The sequence below is a fragment of the Bacillus sp. FSL M8-0063 genome, assembly GCF_038005545.1.
In the GTDB taxonomy this organism is placed as follows: Bacteria; Bacillota; Bacilli; order Bacillales; family Bacillaceae_G; genus Bacillus_A; species Bacillus_A wiedmannii.
The window spans coordinates 1,701,495-1,721,250 of sequence record NZ_JBBOTJ010000001.1 but is presented as its reverse complement, the minus strand read 5'-3'; the positions used below and the strand labels follow the sequence as shown (position 1 = coordinate 1,721,250).

The window sequence follows — 19,756 nt, the reverse complement described above, 5'->3', positions numbered from 1 at the left end:
TCTGTTAATCTAATAAACATGAAAAAAGTACCGAACTCTTCTACTACAAAAGTTCGGTACTTTTTATATTAAAAACTTCTCATTCTTTCTTACTTCTCCACATAAACCGACTTAACAATTGTACGATTATACGGTTGTCCTTCTTTATTCATCCCTTTTATATCCATCGTAATGTTGTATACTCCTGGTTGCTTTATGTCCTTCAAAGCACCAGTAAATGTAGTATTATTAACATTTTGTAATTCATTATATTCAGAGACTAGTTTCCCTTCTTTATTAACTACTCTTACTGTTATGGAAAGATCCCCTTTCATTTCAGGTGCTACAGGTGATTTTTTCAATTTATACTCAGATTTATTCACTTTAACTTTTGTAGGCATTTGGAGAACAAATGGTGCGCCACTATCGTAATCGCTTACAATTAAAAATGCATCTTTCGACTGCTTCGCCATCATTTTAACTTTCCATTCTCCTACATCCATTTTATCAAATTTAAATGTTCTAATTGTCGCACCACCAAAGAAAGATTCACCTTCACCAGTAGTAATAACGCTATCCTTATTTGTATACATTTTTCCTTTTGGAGATATCATTTGTACTTCTACATCAGAAGACGCTGTTAAGATAGAAACTATTCCTTCAGCTTTTTTATCAACCGTAACGGTTTGCTCTATCCACTGATTTTGTGGCAATTCTCCTCCTAAAATGTTTTGATTTGAAGTTGTATTTAGTTGTTCTATATTTTCATTTGAACTAGTGCTGGATGCTACTAAAGCTGGTACAGCTACATTTGATGTACGTAAATATGGTTCAATTCGAGAGAAAACAGCAGATCCTTTTCTTATATTATCATGATCAAATCTGGAATCTGTAAATAAATGCGTTCCATACGGTAACTTAGCACTCCACTCATTTACTAGTCCATCATTTGAACCGTATGATGACAAATAGAACCCGCCCATAGATAACGCAGAAAATACTGGTCCCCAGCTAGTACCGGTAACCGTATAGTAACGGTTTAATTTAGCTGCTGGATTATTATCAATCGTTGAACGAAATTTTGCCATTTCCCCCATTTGTAATGAGTACGTACCATCATCTTTTTGACCTAATATAGAAGCAAGCCATCCTGCCCACCAACTATATGATAAATCCGCCAAGTTTGATCCATGATGTGGCGTCGCAAGCGTTATAACATTTCCAACAAATCGATTTGCACCATATCCTACTAATGCAGCCTGTGTATCGATACCGCCTTTACTATGTGCTACAATATTAACTTTTTTACCGAAGTGATTATATATTTCTTCTAATTTTTGTGCTAACAATTTTCCGTTATCCCACTGACTAGCTGACCCTTTCCCAGCAGCATCATATAATTGGATAAATACTGTTTGATAACCTGCTTTTAAAGCATAGTCATACATATCATTTATATCGTGATACACTGTCTTTCCATACCAACTATCAGCATTCCCATTCCTTCCTTGTACAAAAAGAATTGGAGGCTTATTCTCATCGTAATTAGCAGGTTTTTGACCTAAAAACCATTCTCCAGGTGTAAATACTTCTGTATCAGGAAATCCCTTTCCAAGCTCTTTTACAACTTCTGCTCGCACATTTGTGCTAATCATTGGAACCATGATAAAAAATACAATTAGTAAGGCAACACATCTTCTCATCAATCGCATGTTACTCCCCCCACTTTTTTTGAAAGAAGGTGCTCTTTGTAATTTTTTTATCTTCTCTCTTAATACTAGATAATCTTTTTACTTAAACAAGATCTTGTCCCTATTCTCAAGAGATTACTAGTACCCCTTCTTCCTTAACACACGTTATTCTCTTTGATTCAATCTCTTCCTTTTGAGAGAGCGCTACAAAAAAGTTTCTCAACAATTGTTAACTTTACTGAATCCAAATATCCTCCAATTATTATTGTTTATATAAAGCATACAAATCTTGAAAAAACTTTAGTAAAAAAACACTTTATTACCAGCTAATTATAAAAAAGTTAATGAAGATATGTACTTTTATTTAATTAAATACAAACTAAACAAAATAGAGGCTTATACTATAAGACTTTCCTAACATTAAAAATTAAACTGAAATTTCAGAATAGAAAATAACATTTCCAGAAACATATATTATGATAATTTCTGCAGACTTGAATTAAACTTTTAGAAGTACTAACCTAGCGATGAGCAGAAGAAAATTCTGTAACAAGAAAGGAGAATGCTTTATGATGACCAAGTTACAAAAGGAGTTTTTTAAACGATTAAAAATTCCTGCAGAAGAAGTAACATTTGATGATTTAGATGAAATCCTCTTAAAAATGGGATTGATTCTGCCCTATGAAAATCTTGATATTATGGCTGGTACTTTTAAAGACATCTCAAAAAAGAACTTAGTAGAAAAGTTACTTATTCAAAAACGAGGCGGTCTTTGTTATGAATTAAACTCCTTATTGTATTACTTTTTAATTGATTGTGGATTTCAAGTATATAAAGTAGCTGGTACTGTTTATGATCTTTATGATAATAAATGGAAACCCGATGATGGTCATGTCATTATCATATTAAATCATAATAATAAAGATTATGTTATAGATGCCGGTTTTGCCTCTCATCTACCTTTACATCCAGTCCCTTTTAACGGAGAAGTCATCTCTTCTCAAACGGGTGAATATCGAATTCGCAAACGAACTACCCGAAAAGGTACACACATTTTAGAAATGAGAAAAGGAGCTAACGGGGAATCTACAAATTTCTTGCAATCTGAACCTTCACATGAATGGAAAATAGGCTATGCCTTTACTTTAGATCCAATAGATGAGAAAAAGGTGAATAACATTCAAAAAGTGATTGTAGAACATAAAGAATCTCCTTTTAATAAAGGAGCTATCACTTGTAAATTAACTGATTATGGTCACGTATCATTAACAAATAAAAATTATACAGAAACCTTTAAAGGCATCAAAAATAAACGTCCAATAGAATCAAAAGATTATGCTCGCATTCTTCGTGAATCTTTTGGAATAACGCAAGTGAAATATGTAGGAAAAACACTAGAAAGAGGCTAGTTGACTAGAAGTATTTCATAATAAAGCAGATTCCATATTTAGAATCTGCTTTATTTTATATTTTGTTATAAAGAAATTTGTTTTGCTCTTATCCTTTAATTTTCAATCATATACTCATCATCATATTTATCGTATTGGAGCCCTGATCCTATTTTTGATTCCGTTACTTGATCTCTTAAAAACGGTGCAGCTTCCATTTTGCTAGTTGCAATTTCAATTCCATATTTTTTCGTTAAATGAGCTAATTCTATTAAAAACCACTCTCTTCGCAATGTAACTGGAATATCAAATGTTCTTCTTTTCATATATAATTGCACCTCTTTAATTTCATAACTTAATGAACATCATTACATGCACGTGTGAAAACTACCTTTCATCACTAACATCCAATGAAACATTATAGTATATGCATGTCCATTTTAAACGTGCTATTACAAAACAATATTTTAGTTTACATAATCATATTATGTAATAGTAGAAGAGAAAGTTATATCCCTTCCCTTCTACTCTAGAAATTTAAATTAAGAACATCTTGGTACACCTAAAGCTAAGAATAAACCTGCTACTCCCGCAGTAATCGGTACTTTTAACGTAATAACATCGTCTACTTTCGTTACTAAAAAGAAAGCATTACCTTCTTGTAATATGCAAGTTACCAATAATTGAAATTCCATTTAAACCCCCTCCTTTCAATCGATATATTATACTTTATGAATTCTCTTTAAAAACGTAATAGGAAATATATCTATTTTTCTTTATATATAAAATAAATGTTTATAAGTCTATTAAAAATACTAATTTTCTAAATTTATATAAATCGTGTAATATCCAATAAGTTCCTATATAATCAATAGTGAAAATCTTACAAATGGAGGTATAAAAATGGCGATTTTGAGTAATATTGGTGCAGCTTTATTTTTTATTGCTTTTATTCTTTTAATACTATGTATCATTTCATTCTTTAAGAAAAATGGAAAAGCAAAACAATATGGTCGTCCTACTGCTATTCTTTTTATGATTTCAATTCTCTTAATAGGAATGGGCACTACAAAATCTGAACACCCAGTCATCGATTTTTTTGCTACTTTAAGTTTAATTTTATTTATTTTTTTCCTTGTTCTAGCAATCTTATCCGTAATTAAAAAGACAGGTGTAGCAAAAAAACAATTTATTATCACTGCTATTTTATTTGTCATTTTTGTTGCATTATCAAGTATTTCAGCTCCTTCTTCTGAAAAGACGACAGCAACAAATAAACAAGTCGCTTCTAATAATGCAGAGAAAAAAGATGATAAAAAGAAAGAAGCGGACGAGAAAACTCAAAAGCAAGAAGATGAGAAGCGTCTAGCCGATGAACAAGCTCGTAAGCAAGAGGATGAAAAACGCCAAGCCGAAGAGCAAGCTCGCAAACAACAAGAAGAACAAAAACGTCTAGCTGATGAACAAGCTCGTAAACAACAAGAAGAACAAAAACGTCTAGCTGATGAACAAACTCGTAAACAACAAGAAGAGCAAAAACGCCAAGCTGATGAACAAGCTCGTAAACAACAAGAAGAACAAAAACGTCAGGCTGATGAGCAAGCTCGTAAACAACAAGAGGAACAAAAACGCCAAGCTGATGAGCAAGCTCGCAAACAACAAGAGGAACAAAAAAAAGCACAGCAAGCTCAAACACAACCAGCTGCAAGTAACAATAGTAATGTAACTTACAAAAATTGTACTGAAGTTAAAAATGCTGGAAAAGCTCCATTATATAAAGACCAACCAGGTTATAGCTCTAAACTTGATCGTGATGGTGATGGAGTTGCATGTGAAAAATAGTAATAAAAAAGAAGCTTCTAGTAAGCTTCTTTTTTTATCAAATAGTATTGCGACTAATTACCTCCTCTCTCTTCCGTTTATAACACTCCTATTATTCTCAAAACTGACACATTATAAGTGATTTCAATCACCACATTGTTTTTCATTTATCGCTATTCTTAATTTAGATATTACATTTAAACTTTATGGAGGCATTCATATGGAACATACATTTACTGAAACTTCAATTGTTGGTGAGATTGTTACACAATTTCCGAAAGCTAGTGATCTTTTTAAATCGTATAGAATAGATTTTTGTTGCGGTGGTAATAAGCCACTTATTGATGCAATTCATGAAAGAAATTTATCAGCTTCTGAAGTAATTACAGAGTTAAATACGCTTTATCATAATACGAAACTATTAAATGAATCTGAAATTGATTGGAAAAATGCTTCTTATCGCGAATTGATTGATTATGTAATTAATAAGCATCATCGTTATTTAAATGAAGAGTTACCGCAGTTAAGTCCATATGTGACGAAAGTATTACGCGTTCATGGAGCAAATCAGCCTCATTTAGCTCAAATTCATAAGCTGTTTCATGAACTTAAAATGGAATTAGAACAGCATTTAATTAAAGAAGAAACAGAAGATTTTCCATTAATTTTAGAATTTGAACAAAATCCAACTGATGAAAACTATGCAAAATTACGTAAAGTAGTAGATGAACTAGAAAATGAGCACAATCATGCCGGAAATATTATAAAAGAACTTCGTAAAGTGACAAATGACTTTACTCCTCCAGAAGGAGCTTGCGGCACTTATCGACTTGTTTATCAACGTCTTGAAGCGCTAGAGTCTGATTTATTTGAGCATATTCATTTAGAAAATAATATTTTATTTCCACGTGCAATTACGAGAGCATAAATAAAAGCAGGACATGAGTATTTCTACTCATGTCCTGCTTTTTCATTACGTGAATAACATCCACACTTCTCCCCTTCACATTAACCCGAATTTTAATAATTTGTGAATCATTATAGAAATGTGATAAATATCACATCTCCCGCTTTTTTGATTTTCTATAATAGAAATATAATCCTTTGTTCAACATTTCACATAAAAAGGGGAAACGAAAATGAAAAAACGTTTAGTTATGATCGGAAATGGTATGGCTGGCATACGCTGTATGGAAGAAATATTAAAACATGATAGTGATTCATATGAGATTACTATTTTTGGAGATGAACCGCATCCAAACTACAACCGTATTATGCTCTCTCATGTTTTACAAGGCAAAACAAATATGCAAGATATCATTATGAATGAATATAGTTGGTACGAAGAAAACGAAATAACTTTATACACAAACGAAAGAGTTCAAAGTATTAACCGAGAAGAAAAAATTATCATTACAGAAAAGAATCGTACTCTTACATATGACAAGCTCATTATTGCAACAGGTTCTAGTGCTTTTATTTTACCTGTTGAAGGTTCCACTCTTCCTGGTGTAACAGGATTTCGAACTATTGAAGATACACAATTTATGATAGATACCGCTAAAGAAAAGAAAAAGGCCGTTGTCATTGGTGGCGGGTTACTCGGTTTAGAAGCCGCAAGAGGTCTAATTGACTTAGGAATGGACGTGCATGTTGTTCATTTAATGCCAAACTTAATGGAGCAACAACTAGATACGAAAGCAGCTTCTTTATTGCGTGAAGATTTAGAAGCGCAAGGCATGAAGTTTTTAATGGAAAAGAAAACTGTAAAAATTCTTGGTACAGACTATGTTGCTGGCATTCAATTTGAAGATGGTGAAGTTGTAGATTGTGATTTAATCGTAATGGCTGTCGGAATACGACCAAATACGAAAATAGCCAGAGATGCTGGTCTCATTGTCAATCGCGGCATTGTAGTCAATGACTATATGCTAACAAATGATGAAGCCATTTATGCAGTTGGCGAATGCGCAGAACATGATGGTATCGCATATGGACTTGTTGCCCCTCTTTATGAACAAGGCACAATATTAGCAAAACATATAACGAATTTACAAACGAATGGATATATGGGCAGTATCGTTGGTACGCAATTAAAAGTTGCTGGTTGTGATTTATTCTCTGCTGGCCAAATTTATGAAGATGATCAAACGAAAGCAATTTCAATCTTTGATGAATGTAAACGTTCCTATAAAAAAGTATTAATTCGTGATAATAAAGTCGTCGGTATCGTTTTATATGGTGACACAGCTGACGGTACACGCCTCTTTAGCATGTTAAAGAAAGAAGAAGATATACAAGAATATACAGCCGCTTCCCTTCTTCACAAAGCTGGTGAAGAAAGTGAACTTGACGTTGCTACAATGAGTGCAGATGACACGATTTGTGGATGTAATGGTGTTACGAAAGGTACAATCGTTCATGCCATTTTAGAGCAAGAGTTAACTACTTTTGAAGAAGTAAAAGGATGCACGAAAGCCGCAGGATCTTGTGGTAAATGTCGTCCGCTTGTGGAGCAAGTTTTATCTCATACACTCGGAGATGCTTTTGATGCTTCCGCGCAGTCTGCTGGTATGTGCGGATGTACAACTTTATCACGTGATGAAGTCGTAGCCGCCATTCACGAGAAAGGTTTAAAATCTCCAAAAGAAGTACGAAATGTTCTTCGTTTTGTACATGAAGATGGCTGTTCAAAATGTCGCCCTGCTTTAAATTACTACTTACGGATGGCGATTCCAGAAGAATATGAAGATGATAAAGCGTCCCGTTTCGTTAATGAAAGAATGAACGGGAACATTCAGCACGATGGTACATTCTCTGTTATTCCACGTATGTACGGTGGTGTTACAACAGCAGATGATTTAATGAAAATTGCTGAAGTTGCGAAAAAGTACGATGTTCCTCTTGTGAAAATTACAGGTGCGAGCCGAATCGGCTTATATGGTGTTAAAAAACAAGATTTACCTAACGTATGGGCTGACTTACATATGACTTCGGGATATGCGTATTCAAAATCGCTTCGTAATGTAAAATCATGTGTTGGTTCTCGCTTCTGCCGTTTCGGCACGAAAGATTCATTAGGACTTGGTATGTTACTTGAACAATCATTAGAAATGGTAGATACACCCCATAAAATGAAGATGGGAGTAACGGGCTGTCCACGTAACTGTGCGGAAGTACTGACGAAAGATTTTGGCGTTGTATGTGTCGAAAATGGATACCAACTTTATATTGGCGGAAATGGTGGTACAGAAGTACGCGAAGCTGATTTTGTAATGATCGTGCCTACTGAAGATGATGTCCTTCGCATCGCTACAGCTTACATGCAATATTATCGTGAAACTGGTATTTACGGAGAGCGTACTGCTTACTGGACAGAACGTTTAGGCTTCGATCACATAAAAGAAATACTGCAAGATACAAGTATGGTTACTACGCTAAATGAACGCTTCCAAACAGCTCGTAGCACATATACGGAAGCGTGGGGACAAGCACTAGAAACTAAGTCATTAAAAGCGATGTATGAAGTAGAAACTGTGAAATAAGGAGCTGTGATTTAAATGATACAAACGAAAGAAAAAATAAAAGTTATGTGTGCAGAAGACCTTCCTATACAAATCGGTAAAGAGGTGCAAATGAAAGGTATGTCTATCGCCCTATTCCGTCTTTCAAATGGCGATATTCGAGCTGTAGAAAATCGTTGTCCTCATAAAAACGGACCGTTAGCAGAAGGAATTGTATCTGGTGAATTCGTCTTTTGTCCACTGCATGATTGGAAAATTTCATTACTAACAGGTGAAGTTCAAAAACCTGATGACGGTTGTATTCAAACTTATGAAGTAGAAGTTATTAATGGTGACATTTATATATACATGTAATTTTTAAAAAAGGAAGCCTCCCCCTGGCTTCCTTTTACATAAAAATAGAAGAGGTGCGATTATGAACGGATATGTATATTTAGTTGGTGCAGGACCAGGTGATGAAGGGCTTATTACAAAGAAAGCGATAGATTGTTTAAAGCGTGCAGATATCGTTTTATATGACCGTTTATTAAACCCTTTCTTTCTTAGTTATACAAAAGAAACATGTGAACTTATTTATTGCGGAAAAATGCCAAAGAATCATACTATGCGACAAGAAATGATTAACGCCCACCTCCTTCAATTTGCGAAAGAAGGAAAAATCGTTGTCCGCTTAAAGGGCGGAGATCCATCTATTTTTGGCCGCGTTGGTGAAGAAGCAGAAACTTTAGCAGCAGTGAACGTTCCATATGAAATTGTACCAGGTATTACATCTAGCATCGCCGCTAGTAGCTATGCAGGTATCCCCCTCACCCACCGTAACTACAGTAATAGCGTCACTTTATTAACTGGGCATGCAAAAGGTCCTTTAACCGATCATGGAAAATATAATTCATCTCACAATAGCGACACTATCGCCTACTACATGGGTATAAAAAACTTACCTACAATTTGTGAAACCTTACTACAAGCAGGAAAGAAAGACAATACGCCAGTAGCAGTCATTGAATGGGGTACAACTGGTAAACAACGCGTCGTCACAGGTACACTTTCAAGCATTGTTTCTATCGTCAAAAACGAAAATATTTCTAATCCATCCATGACAATTGTTGGTGATGTCGTTTCCTTACGGGATCAAATCGCTTGGAAAGAACGTAAACCATTGCATGGTAAAAAAGTTTTATTTGCATCCGCAACAAATAAAACAAGTTCAATGGTGCAAAAGTTACAAGAAGCCGGTGCAGAAATATATCAAATTCCAACTTTCAAAAAGGAAGAATACACATTAACATTTGAACAAATCAATGAAATTTTTAACGTTGATCGCCTTGTTTTTTGTTCAGCTGAAAGTGTAGAAATATTGATGCGATCATGTAGTAAACATCAGAAAGATATTCGTTCCTTACAGGCGCAACTGCAATATTTGAACGTTGCCACTCAAGAAAAACTGATGCAATATGGGCTACTAAGTAAACAAGCAGAGTTCTCTTCCGATACTACTATTTATTTAGGACGAAATATTAATCGGATTGCTTTTATTCAAGAGAAAATTGGTGCCGGGTCATATATGATGACTCATGCGTATACAATTGATCATCGTTTCGATGAAGTCCATTCTCGTATGCTTTCTGAATTCTCATGGGATAGCATTGTGTTTGACGGCCGTGCTTCAATTGATACGTTTCTATCAGAAGTAAAGCGCCTTGGCTTTATCGATATTCTTACTCTCCCCTTCTCGTATACCGACATTCCAACTTTACACTATGCGAATAAAGTCGGATTTCATAATGTAGATGAGCAATTACAAGACATGATTATGAAGAAAGATTTGGTGGTACGATGAAAGGAATTGTATATGTTGGACACGGGAGTCGCTTGCAAGAAGGGAACGAACAATTCATTCACTTTATTCAATCTGTTATGAAAGAACGTAACGAAAGAATTCAAAAAATAGCTTTTCTAGAGCTAACGACACCTACCATTTCTGATGCAGTTACAGAAGCGATACTGGAGGGATCAACTGAAATAATGATTGTACCTGTTTTATTATTTGCAGCAGCTCACTATAAACGTGATATTCCTTTTGAAATAGAGCAACTACAAAAGAAATATCCACAAATAACATTTTCAGTTGTACCACCTTTTAGTACGCATCCACATATGGTGGAACTTGTAGTGAAAAGAATACGTGAAACTATGCCAATGCAAGATAGTAGTATTTTACTCGTAGGACGAGGTAGCAGTGATCCACAGCCGATACATGAGTTACAACAAATCGGAGCAGCTGTCGAACGAAAACTCGGTATGCAAGTATCGTGCTCCTTTTTAACGAAAGGAGCGCCCTCTTTTACTGCTGAGCTCAAGGCTATAACATCGACTGCGCCCCATGTATATGTCATGCCGTACCTGCTCTTTACCGGATTGTTGCTTCAAAAAATTAAATTGCATACAAAAAAATATGATCACGTTACGACTTGTAACTGCCTTCAGTTTGATACATATATGAAGTTAACATTATTAGAACGAATGGAGGAATGTGTGTATGTATAACATGTACCCTCTTATGTTTAATCTAAATAAAAAAGTGGTCGTTATCATTGGTGGAGGTAAAATCGCATATCGAAAAGCGTCTGGATTAAAAGATACAGGCGCTTTTGTCACCATTATCAGCCCAGAAATTTGCGAGGAATTGAAAGAACTGCCTTATATTACTTGGAAGCAAAAAACTTTTAGTGATGATGATATTAAAGATGCTCATCTTATTTATGCAGCTACAAATCAACATGATATAAATATGATGGTCAAACAAGCCGCACTTGATTTTCAATGGGTTAACGTTGTAAGTGACGGTACAGAATCATCGTTTCACACACCGGGTATCATTCGATATGATGAATATGTTGTAACGATTTCAACCTCAGGTAAAGATCCATCGTTTACAAAGCGTATGAAGCAAGAACTAACATCTATGTTTCCTAAACTTATAAAAAAGCTTTCTCGTACACATAAATCGTAATTTAATTTGGACAAACGTTTTTTAAAGACGTTTGTTCTTTTTATTATTAAACAAATAATTGCCACTCCTACAGCTATGACTCACGTCAGTGGAAGTTCTTTTCTCATATCCTAGTCGTATAAGAGGCGGAATGCCTTTATCTACTTGTTCTGTTAAAGGTCCCATTATTTGAGTTCATACATTTATCTCTTAATTTCTTTATCTGTAGGCAAAACAATTGCAGCTATTATATAAAGTAACACTGTAAATCCGCTAGTAAAAAAGGCTGATAATGCAGTTACTATACGAAGGATACTTACATCAATTCCATACTTATCGCTTAAGCCACCTAATACACCTGATACTTGTTTATCTTGAGTAGACTTATATAACTTTTTCATCTAAACACCCCCGATCCGATTAAATATTTGTATGCTAAAAATTAGTTCGATCTTTGGAAGAGATTTAAAATTTCTTTAACTAACCCTTTAATTGAATAACATCTGATATCTATATTTTAACATAAAATTCCATAAAACTTCTGTTTTTCATTTTTAAACCACATTATTTTAGAATACAAGTGTTTGTTAAGCTAGCAATAAAAAACATATCGAAGCCTATTACTAAAAGAACCCTCCTAGATTACTTTAGGAGGGTTCTTTTTCTTTATTAATGATTCTTTAACATCACTAACAGCTTTTCTTGACTATACATCCATACTGTAATGATTAAACAAGCAAGTGCGACTTCTGATAATGCCATAAATCCAATTGCATAATGACCTGTTAGTTGGAATAGTAAAGTTAAAATTAGGGGTGGGAAGAACCCTCCTAGTCCGCCTAAAGCTGAAACGAGTCCATTTACAATACCAGCTTGTTCTGAGAAGTACATTGGAACGAGTTTGAAGATTGTACCATTACCAATCCCTGCACAAAATGCGACTAGTAGGCAACCAAATGTATACACGTTCATACTAGGCATAAATGATAAAATAATACCTGAAAGTGTTAAACCGATAAATACGAAGATTAATATTTTAAACGGGTTAAACTTATCACCAAGCCAACCACCAATCGGACGCATCATTGTTGCTAATACGATGAATCCGGCTGTCCGCATACCTGCATCTACTTTTTCTAATCCGAAGTGAGATACTAAAAAGTTTGGTAAGTATACTGTAAATGCGACAAATGATCCGAATGTTAAAAAGTAAAAGATACATAAAAACCAAAGTTTTTCATTTTTATATACACCTTTTATTTGTTCCATTAATGGTGTATTCACCTTTTTCTCCTTACGATCACCTAATAAAAAGTTCATAAGTGCAAATGCTGCAAGTAAAACTAAATAACACTGTACTGTCGTTCTCCAGCCAACTGAAGTTGCAATGACAGGTGCTAAAAACGAAGTAATTGCTGTTCCAGCGTTACCGACACCGTAAATACCATTTACAAAACCGTGACTCTCTTTCGGAAAGTATTTCGGTAAAGAAGTTACCCCTACGGAGAATACGGCCCCACCGATTCCGACGAATAAGCCACCAATAATTAAATCCATCATTGAATTGGCAACACTAATATAAAAGACAGGAAATAATAATAGAATAAAACTAATAAAGAATAATTTTCTTGCTCCGAAACGATTTGTCCAATAACCAATTGGAATGCGAAGAACAGAACCTAAAATAACCGGTACTGCTGTTACCATAGAAATTTGTCCCGCAGTTAATAGAATATCCGCTTTAATATAAGGCATTAATGATGATAAAATAACCCATACCATAAAACCGATAACTAGATTAGAAGTTTGTAAACTTAATTGAAAATTAGGACCTTTCATCCTGTTCCCTCCTATGTATGCATAGTTATATTCATTCCCTCCAGCCTAATCACGTCCTAACATGATTAGGCTGAAAAGAATCAACCACCACTTACTGGCGGAATCATTGCTATGACATCGCCAGTTTGAATGATATCATCCTCATTTGCATACTCTTCATTGATAGCGACCATTATCTCACTTGAAATTGCTACGTTGTATTTCGTAATAAGGACTTCCTTTAGTTCAGCAACCGTAATATTTTCACAATCTATGTGTAATGCTGACTTACTTACTTCTTCTTGTAAATGTGCAAATAATAGTACTTCAATCATATTCTCATCTCCTTTCTAGGCTCACCATTTGCATACGCTACCTTCTCTAACTGATCACCTATCCATGACTCACCATCTTCCCAAAACTCTTTCTTCCATATTGGAACAATTTGTTTTATACGCTCCATAATATATTCGTTCGCCTCATAGGCAGCTTTCCGATGTGGTGTAGAAACAGCGACGACAACAGCAAGATCAGAAATTTGTAATGTACCAATGCGATGTGTAATGGCGACATTTGTCCCAGGCCACTTCTCTCCTACTTCGGTGCCAATTCTCTTAAGCTGTTTCTCCGCCATTGTCTTATAGGCTACATACTGTAAATATAGTGTACGACGCCCTTTCGTAAATTCTCTGACAGTACCAATGAAAGTTGCAACTGCGCCACATTCACGACGAATTACTTTGTTTGTAACTTCTTCAATTGAAATAGGTGTATCAATTACTTCATAATACGTATGTGTCATCTTGCACCTCTTATCTTTGTATAAGTTAGCAATCTATTTTTCTATTATTTGTATGATCGAAACTGTCCTTCCCACTTCCACTCACTTCCGGCGCTTGATTCTAATAACAGTACCGAGACAGTTATTCCTGCTTTAAATCCTCTCGTTCCTCCCGGCAGGACGATACATGCATTCGCCTCTGCAAGTGAAGAAATTGCACTAGATTTGTCTAAACCAACTGGTGTAGCTTGCAATGTTCCATCTACAATTTCCACTTTCCCTCGTACAAAACGAGTAAATGGGTTTGCTTTCAGAAAGTCTTTCTGTAATATTGCCTCTGCACGATATACGTGCGAATCTTTTCTATGCAAATATGTTCCAATGACTGGCCGAACATATAATTCACAACCGACATAACAAGCTGAAGGATTACCAGATAGACCAAATAATAGTTTTCCTTCTAGCTCAGCTACAGTTGTCACACTTCCCGGTCGCATCGCTATTTTGTTGAAAAGCACATTAGCTCGTAATCTCTCATAAATAGCAGGTAAATAGTCATAGTCTCCTACCGAAACGCCACCAGTTGTAATTAAAATATCGACTTCTTTTATCGCTTTTTTCACAGTGTTATAACACGTCTCAAAATCGTCAGCGAATTGTCCATAATACTGTACAACTCCGCCCGCTCGTTCAACTTGAGCAGCTATCATATAGGAGTTACTATTTCGAATCTTCCCTGGCTTTAATTGTTCATGTACTTCAAGCAGTTCACTTCCTGTCGTTACAATTCCGATAACCGGCTGTTTTACAACGTAAACGGTACTATAACCAAACGTAGAAAGAAGCGCCACTACTCCAGGGTTAATAACAGTCCCTTTTTTCACAAGGATGGTATTTTGTTTTACATCTTCACCTTTAAAAGAAATGTTATCACCGGCGGCGAAGGAGCGTTTTAATTTCATATACGTCTTTTCTTTTTCTTCAAATCCTTCCGTTAGCTCTAACATAACAACCGCATTACACCCTTTTGGAATTGCGGCTCCTGTCATAATACGGACAGCTTGAAATGCTTTCACTTCTTCTGTAAAAACAAAACCGGCTCCAATCTCACCAATCACTTCAAACAGAATGGGATTACTGCTACTTGCTTCTTTTGTATCTTCTGCTCGAATCGCAAACCCGTCGTATGGAGAGCGATCAAAGTGAGGGACATCATGATCTGCAATAACATCTTCTCCAAGAATTCTTCCGTAACTTTCTATAAGAGAAACCTCTTCTATTTCACCTTGATGAGCGTATTTCATTACACGTGCCACTGCTTCTGCCACCGGAATTGGTATACGTTTTTCTAACATTCTTTTTCACCTCGTTTTAATAAGGGGCAACGCTCTTTCTGTTCATCCTATATATTTTGCGTATAATCGTTTTGCTATTTTTACATCATTTGTTCCATGAATAAATGCCCTTCCGTCTGTAAATAAAACGAAACGATATTCATCAATTTGAAATGATAGTAAGTAAGGTGTTTTTTGGACATGTACACTTTTTTGTAATCGTTTTTGAATTTCGTTTAAATTAAGATTTCTCTTTATTCCTGAACGGATTTGAACCGTATTCCGTCCGCATAGCACTTCCGTTTTCATCTGCGCTTCAAATGCTAGACTTGGATACGTTCGTGATTTCCCACAAGATGGACATGTAGTTTTTTTCTGTCTATTTACTTTTAATGAGAGATATTGATTGTTCCAAATATCAAATGATAACATCGTTCCTCTTAGCGACTCATAATCATCCACCAATATTTTCATCGCCTCTGTCACTTGGTGAGCAACAACCATCTGTACAGCTGGCTGAATAATTCCGGCTGTATCGCATGTTGCACCGCCCATAGGATGATCCATTAGACAGCGAAAACATGGTGTTTTCCCAGGAAGAATTGTATACGTTACACCGTAACTTCCAATGCATCCTCCGTATATCCAAGGTATATTTTCTTTTTGTGAGATGTCATTTATAAGTAGGCGCGTATCAAAATTGTCAGTCGCATCTAATATGAGATCTACTTCTTTTGTTAACTCTTCTATTTCTTGCATTGTGACATCCGTTACAACTGGTACAATTTCCACTTCAGAATTAATCTTTCTTACATGTTCTGCCGCTGCAATTGCTTTCGGTTTAGACTGCTTTGCATCTTCTTCTGTATATAACTGTTGCCGCTGTAAATTACTCCATTCGACGTAGTCACGATCGGCAATTGTCAATTTCCCAATTCCCATCCTAACGAGCGCTTCCGCATTTGCAGCTCCTAGTGCACCCGCACCGATTAGGAGCACTTGCTTTTCTCTTATTTTTCTTTGTCCCATTTCACCAATTCCAGAAAACAATACTTGCCTTGAATATCGCTCTTGCATAGAGAATCCTCCTTTCACTATCCGCCAATGTAAGACATTTCAACTTTTGGACGTTTATTTGTACTTTCCACCGTTCTTTCATCTGAATATCGATCTGTTCTATATCGCCATGTATGTTGTAAAATTTTTAATAGTGAGGCATCCGAAATATTTTCTCGAAGAAGCGTTCGCAAATCCGTTCCTTTTTCTCCAAATAAGCACGTATAAAACTTGCCGTCTGCCGAAATACGAGCTCTCGTACAAGAAGAACAAAATGACTCAGATACTGAAGTAATAAATCCAACTTCGGCATCGCTCCCTACATATCGATACAATTTCGCAACTTCGCCAAAGTAACGAGGTTGAACAGGCTCAATCGGATATACGCGATTAATCTTCTCTATTAATTGTTCCTTCGTAATAACTTGTTCAAAATTCCATCCGTTCGTACTGCCTACATCCATAAACTCAATAAAGCGGAGCTGAATTTCTTGTTCTTTAAAATAACGAGCCATATAAAGGATTTGACTATCATTCATTCCCTTTTTTACGACCATATTTACTTTCACTTCTAATCCTGCAGCCTTTGCTGCTTCAATTCCTTTTAATACAGGTTTTGTACTTACATTTCTTCCATTGATTTTTTGGAAGACGTGATCCTCTATCGCATCTAAACTAATATTTACACGTTTTAATCCCGCGTCTTTTAACTCCTTAGCTTGTTTTGCTAAATGAATACCGTTTGTTGTGAGCCCAATATCTTTTAAACCTTCTATCTTTGCAAGTCTTGCGATTAACTGCGGTAAGTCTTTACGCAATAACGGTTCACCGCCAGTAAGCCTAATTTTATTGACTCCCATACTTATAAATAATCGTGCTAATCTTTCTATTTCATCGAACGTTAATAAAAACTCTTCCTGTAAAAAAGCGTAATCAGGTCCGAACACTTCAGCGGGCATACAATATGTGCACCTAAAATTACAACGATCAATAACTGAAATACGTAAATCTTGAAGTGGCCGCTTTAAAGAATCTTTCATTTTCTCGTGCATCTATATCCCTTCTTTTCTACTGCAATCCTTAGTAAGTTTTCAATTTTTTATTTGCCTTTATTATAAAAAAGAAGCTACATATTCAATGTGACATTTCTCACATCACTTTCCCCATTCAAAAAATTTTCACAAATCCGTTCGAATTTTGTTCACATCTTCAGTCTCTCCTCCTTACGGTCATTGAAATTTCACTTTATTTTTAAAATAGCTCTTGCATTTCCAGCATATTTACACTCAAAATAGGAAATGTATTGCTTATAAGAAGAAAGGTGATTGCTGTGGCAAACAGTATGACATTATCTCAAGATTTAAAGGAATTACTTGCATCTGTTGAATATAAAATGCAGATTAAAAAGGGGAGTTTTATTTTTCAAGAAGGTATGGAAGCAACAGAACTCTATATCATCCACTCAGGAAAAGTACAAATTAGTAAACTAAGTGCTGACGGGCAAGAATTAACACTCCGTATTTGTTCGGCATACGACATTATTGGAGAATTAACATTATTCACGGACAATGCGAAGTATTTATTAAATTCAAAATGCCTTGAAGATGTTGAAGTAGGAGTAATAAAGCGTGAAACCTTAGAAAAAGCATTACTCCAAAAACCCGCACTTGTATTTGAATTTATGAAATGGATTAGTGAACATTTAAGAAGAATGCAAACGAAGTTCCGAGATTTAGTATTACACGGCAAAAAAGGTGCCCTGTATTCTACTCTCATACGAATGACAAATAGTTATGGTGTGTTAAAGGAAAATGGTATTCTCATCGATTTACCATTAACGAATCAAGAACTTGCTAATTTCTGTGCAACTTCACGTGAAAGTGTAAATCGAATGTTAAATGAATTAAAAAAGCAAGGCACAATTTCTATTCATAAAGGAAAGATTACAATCCACGATTTACAATTTTTAAAATGTGAAATTGCATGTGAAGATTGCTCTGCCTCTGTTTGTAGTATTGATTAGCATCTTATTTAGATACTTATACCTATAAGGAAAGCCGAGGTCTCCAATTAGATCTCGGCTTTCCTTATAAATTACTAAACATATAAAACTAAATCATTTTTTCAATTCATTTGGAATACGTCTTCTGTAAATCACATAACTACGGCTTAAATATTTAATTGGGGCACTAAAAACATGTACTAGTCTTGTAAATGGCCATACTGCGAAAAGCCCCATCCCTGCGAGAATATGAATTTTAAACCATACAGGCACTTCCATCATATATTCAACTTTCGGTTGGAAAATAAAGAGACTTCGGAACCACGGACCGATCGTTGTACGATAATCAAACCCTTTTGAGTCGATGTTTAAAAAAGTTGAAGAAAGTCCTGCTAGCATTACGATAAGTAATAAAATAAGCGCAATATAATCTCCCTTTGTACTCGTTGCAATGATGCGTTTTACTGTTACACGGCGGTACGTTAATATAATTAAACCGATGATAGAAGCAATACCTGCCGGAAGTCCGAAACTAATTGCTATTATGTGATACATATGCTCCGAAATACCTATTGAACGATAAACAGCCTCTGGAATTAAAATCCCCATAACATGACCGCCAATTACGAACATGATCCCAAAGTGGAATAATAGACTTCCAATTCGTAGCATTTTCTTTTCTAATAGTTCACTAGATTTTGATGTCCATCCAAATTGATCATAGTTGTATCTGAAAATATGTCCACCGATAAAGATCGCAAAAATGATATAGGGAAACAATACCCATAGAAATTGATCCATCATTTTGACAACTCTCCTTTCTAATTTGTCTGTACACCCCATGTATCGATAGCGAGTAGAACAGCCGCAAGAATCGGTTCATACATACTACCTGCTTCTTTTAACTGAACGTGTAATGCTTGTATGTTCTCCTTGTATTTACTCATAATTGGTTCACTGTCTTGCTCATTTGCATTTGCAAAAAACTCGAGTAATAACGGTAAATAATCAGGTAGTTCTTTATCTGTTACTTCAAAACCAGATTTTTTATAATGCTGCTTTAACTCTAGTAATTCAATACCTCTTTCTCTTTGTTCGCCGGTGTTCATATAAGTTAAATACATATTTGTCTTTTTACCAAAATCAAATGTATATACGTAACAGTCAATTAATTGATCATCCATTTTATCCAGCGCTTGCTTTATAAATACTGTAAGTGATGCTTTAACGTCTTCCTGTTCAATCGCTTCAATCTCTTCTTGCAATTCAGTTAAAGCTTCTCTCCACCCGAGTTCCGGATAGGAAAGAAGGAATGAAGAACATGAAAAAGCAGTTTGTAAACTTTGTTTCATATTTTTCCGCCCCCATTA

At 35.3% G+C, this 19,756-nt stretch carries 21 protein-coding genes; 9 read left to right on the top strand and 12 right to left on the bottom strand.

Annotated features, from left to right (window positions below; genetic code table 11):
* Positions 1–89: 89 nt before the first annotated feature.
* Positions 90–1,691 carry an esterase/lipase family protein gene (locus tag MKX31_RS08730; protein ID WP_340980601.1) on the bottom strand — a complete coding sequence of 534 codons (1,602 nt, stop codon included), beginning with the start codon at positions 1,689–1,691 and terminating at the stop codon, positions 90–92.
* Between the two features lie 548 nt (positions 1,692–2,239).
* Here MKX31_RS08730 and MKX31_RS08725 point away from each other — a divergent pair.
* Complete coding sequence (locus MKX31_RS08725) at positions 2,240–3,079, top strand: arylamine N-acetyltransferase family protein (RefSeq protein WP_340980600.1); 840 nt, start codon at positions 2,240–2,242, stop codon at positions 3,077–3,079.
* A 95-nt stretch (positions 3,080–3,174) separates the two neighbouring features.
* On the opposite strand, the gene MKX31_RS08720 is transcribed toward MKX31_RS08725, so the two are convergent.
* Entirely contained in the window at positions 3,175–3,384 is a 210-nt protein-coding gene (locus tag MKX31_RS08720) for a hypothetical protein (protein WP_000830254.1), read from the bottom strand.
* 216 nt (positions 3,385–3,600) lie between these two features.
* Positions 3,601–3,753, bottom strand: a complete 153-nt coding sequence (gene exsG, locus MKX31_RS08715; RefSeq protein ID WP_000395678.1) for an exosporium protein ExsG — start codon at positions 3,751–3,753, stop codon at positions 3,601–3,603.
* Positions 3,754–3,961: 208 nt separating this feature from the next.
* Between exsG and MKX31_RS08710 the strand changes: the two genes are divergently transcribed.
* The 7 genes from MKX31_RS08710 (at position 3,962) to MKX31_RS08680 (ending at position 11,416) form a co-directional block, all read left to right on the top strand.
* Entirely contained in the window at positions 3,962–4,900 is a 939-nt protein-coding gene (locus MKX31_RS08710; RefSeq protein ID WP_445661303.1) for an excalibur calcium-binding domain-containing protein, read from the top strand.
* Between the two features lie 199 nt (positions 4,901–5,099).
* Positions 5,100–5,807: an iron-sulfur cluster repair di-iron protein gene (gene ric, locus MKX31_RS08705; RefSeq protein WP_088046623.1), complete on the top strand. Its 708-nt coding sequence runs from the start codon at positions 5,100–5,102 to the stop codon at positions 5,805–5,807.
* Positions 5,808–6,018: 211 nt separating this feature from the next.
* A complete protein-coding gene (gene nirB, locus MKX31_RS08700) occupies positions 6,019–8,424 on the top strand; it encodes an NADPH-nitrite reductase large subunit (protein WP_064473965.1) in 2,406 nt (801 codons plus the stop codon).
* A gap of 15 nt (positions 8,425–8,439) precedes the next feature.
* The gene (nirD, locus tag MKX31_RS08695; protein WP_340980598.1) at positions 8,440–8,757 is read left to right on the top strand and encodes a nitrite reductase small subunit NirD; all 318 of its coding nucleotides are present in this window, start codon (positions 8,440–8,442) and stop codon (positions 8,755–8,757) included.
* 61 nt (positions 8,758–8,818) lie between these two features.
* Positions 8,819–10,243: a uroporphyrin-III C-methyltransferase gene (locus MKX31_RS08690; RefSeq protein WP_088046621.1), complete on the top strand. Its 1,425-nt coding sequence runs from the start codon at positions 8,819–8,821 to the stop codon at positions 10,241–10,243.
* Positions 10,240–10,950, top strand: a complete 711-nt coding sequence (locus MKX31_RS08685; RefSeq protein WP_064473968.1) for a sirohydrochlorin chelatase — start codon at positions 10,240–10,242, stop codon at positions 10,948–10,950. Before MKX31_RS08690 ends, MKX31_RS08685 begins: the two co-directional genes overlap by 4 nt.
* Positions 10,943–11,416, top strand: a complete 474-nt coding sequence (locus MKX31_RS08680; protein ID WP_149173278.1) for a precorrin-2 dehydrogenase — start codon at positions 10,943–10,945, stop codon at positions 11,414–11,416. The genes MKX31_RS08685 and MKX31_RS08680 overlap by 8 nt, the downstream gene beginning before the upstream one ends.
* A 182-nt stretch (positions 11,417–11,598) precedes the next feature.
* Here the strand turns inward: MKX31_RS08680 and MKX31_RS08675 are convergent, their stop codons facing one another.
* The 7 genes from MKX31_RS08675 to moaA form a co-directional block, all read right to left on the bottom strand.
* Positions 11,599–11,796, bottom strand: a complete 198-nt coding sequence (locus MKX31_RS08675; RefSeq protein WP_064473971.1) for a PspC domain-containing protein — start codon at positions 11,794–11,796, stop codon at positions 11,599–11,601.
* Positions 11,797–12,064: 268 nt separating this feature from the next.
* Positions 12,065–13,234: a nitrate transporter NarK gene (gene narK / locus MKX31_RS08670; protein WP_340980596.1), complete on the bottom strand. Its 1,170-nt coding sequence runs from the start codon at positions 13,232–13,234 to the stop codon at positions 12,065–12,067.
* 80 nt (positions 13,235–13,314) lie between these two features.
* A complete protein-coding gene (gene moaD / locus MKX31_RS08665) occupies positions 13,315–13,548 on the bottom strand; it encodes a molybdopterin converting factor subunit 1 (RefSeq protein WP_000573685.1) in 234 nt (77 codons plus the stop codon).
* Entirely contained in the window at positions 13,545–14,015 is a 471-nt protein-coding gene (locus MKX31_RS08660) for a molybdenum cofactor biosynthesis protein MoaE (RefSeq protein WP_340980594.1), read from the bottom strand. The genes moaD and MKX31_RS08660 overlap by 4 nt, the downstream gene beginning before the upstream one ends.
* 44 nt (positions 14,016–14,059) lie before the next feature.
* Positions 14,060–15,349 (bottom strand): molybdopterin molybdotransferase MoeA, encoded by a 1,290-nt coding sequence (locus tag MKX31_RS08655; RefSeq protein WP_340980592.1) that lies wholly within the window; start codon positions 15,347–15,349, stop codon positions 14,060–14,062.
* A 42-nt stretch (positions 15,350–15,391) separates the two neighbouring features.
* Complete coding sequence (locus tag MKX31_RS08650; protein ID WP_340980590.1) at positions 15,392–16,405, bottom strand: molybdopterin-synthase adenylyltransferase MoeB; 1,014 nt, start codon at positions 16,403–16,405, stop codon at positions 15,392–15,394.
* 17 nt (positions 16,406–16,422) lie between these two features.
* Entirely contained in the window at positions 16,423–17,436 is a 1,014-nt protein-coding gene (moaA, locus tag MKX31_RS08645) for a GTP 3',8-cyclase MoaA (protein ID WP_064473976.1), read from the bottom strand.
* Between the two features lie 278 nt (positions 17,437–17,714).
* Between moaA and MKX31_RS08640 the strand changes: the two genes are divergently transcribed.
* Complete coding sequence (locus MKX31_RS08640) at positions 17,715–18,407, top strand: Crp/Fnr family transcriptional regulator (protein ID WP_000013863.1); 693 nt, start codon at positions 17,715–17,717, stop codon at positions 18,405–18,407.
* Between the two features lie 93 nt (positions 18,408–18,500).
* On the opposite strand, the gene narI is transcribed toward MKX31_RS08640, so the two are convergent.
* On the bottom strand, positions 18,501–19,190 hold the full coding sequence (gene narI, locus MKX31_RS08635; protein WP_000969205.1) for a respiratory nitrate reductase subunit gamma: 690 nt from the start codon (positions 19,188–19,190) through the stop codon (positions 18,501–18,503).
* A 17-nt stretch (positions 19,191–19,207) separates the two neighbouring features.
* Positions 19,208–19,738 carry a nitrate reductase molybdenum cofactor assembly chaperone gene (gene narJ / locus MKX31_RS08630; protein ID WP_340980587.1) on the bottom strand — a complete coding sequence of 177 codons (531 nt, stop codon included), beginning with the start codon at positions 19,736–19,738 and terminating at the stop codon, positions 19,208–19,210.
* Positions 19,739–19,756: the final 18 nt, after the last annotated feature.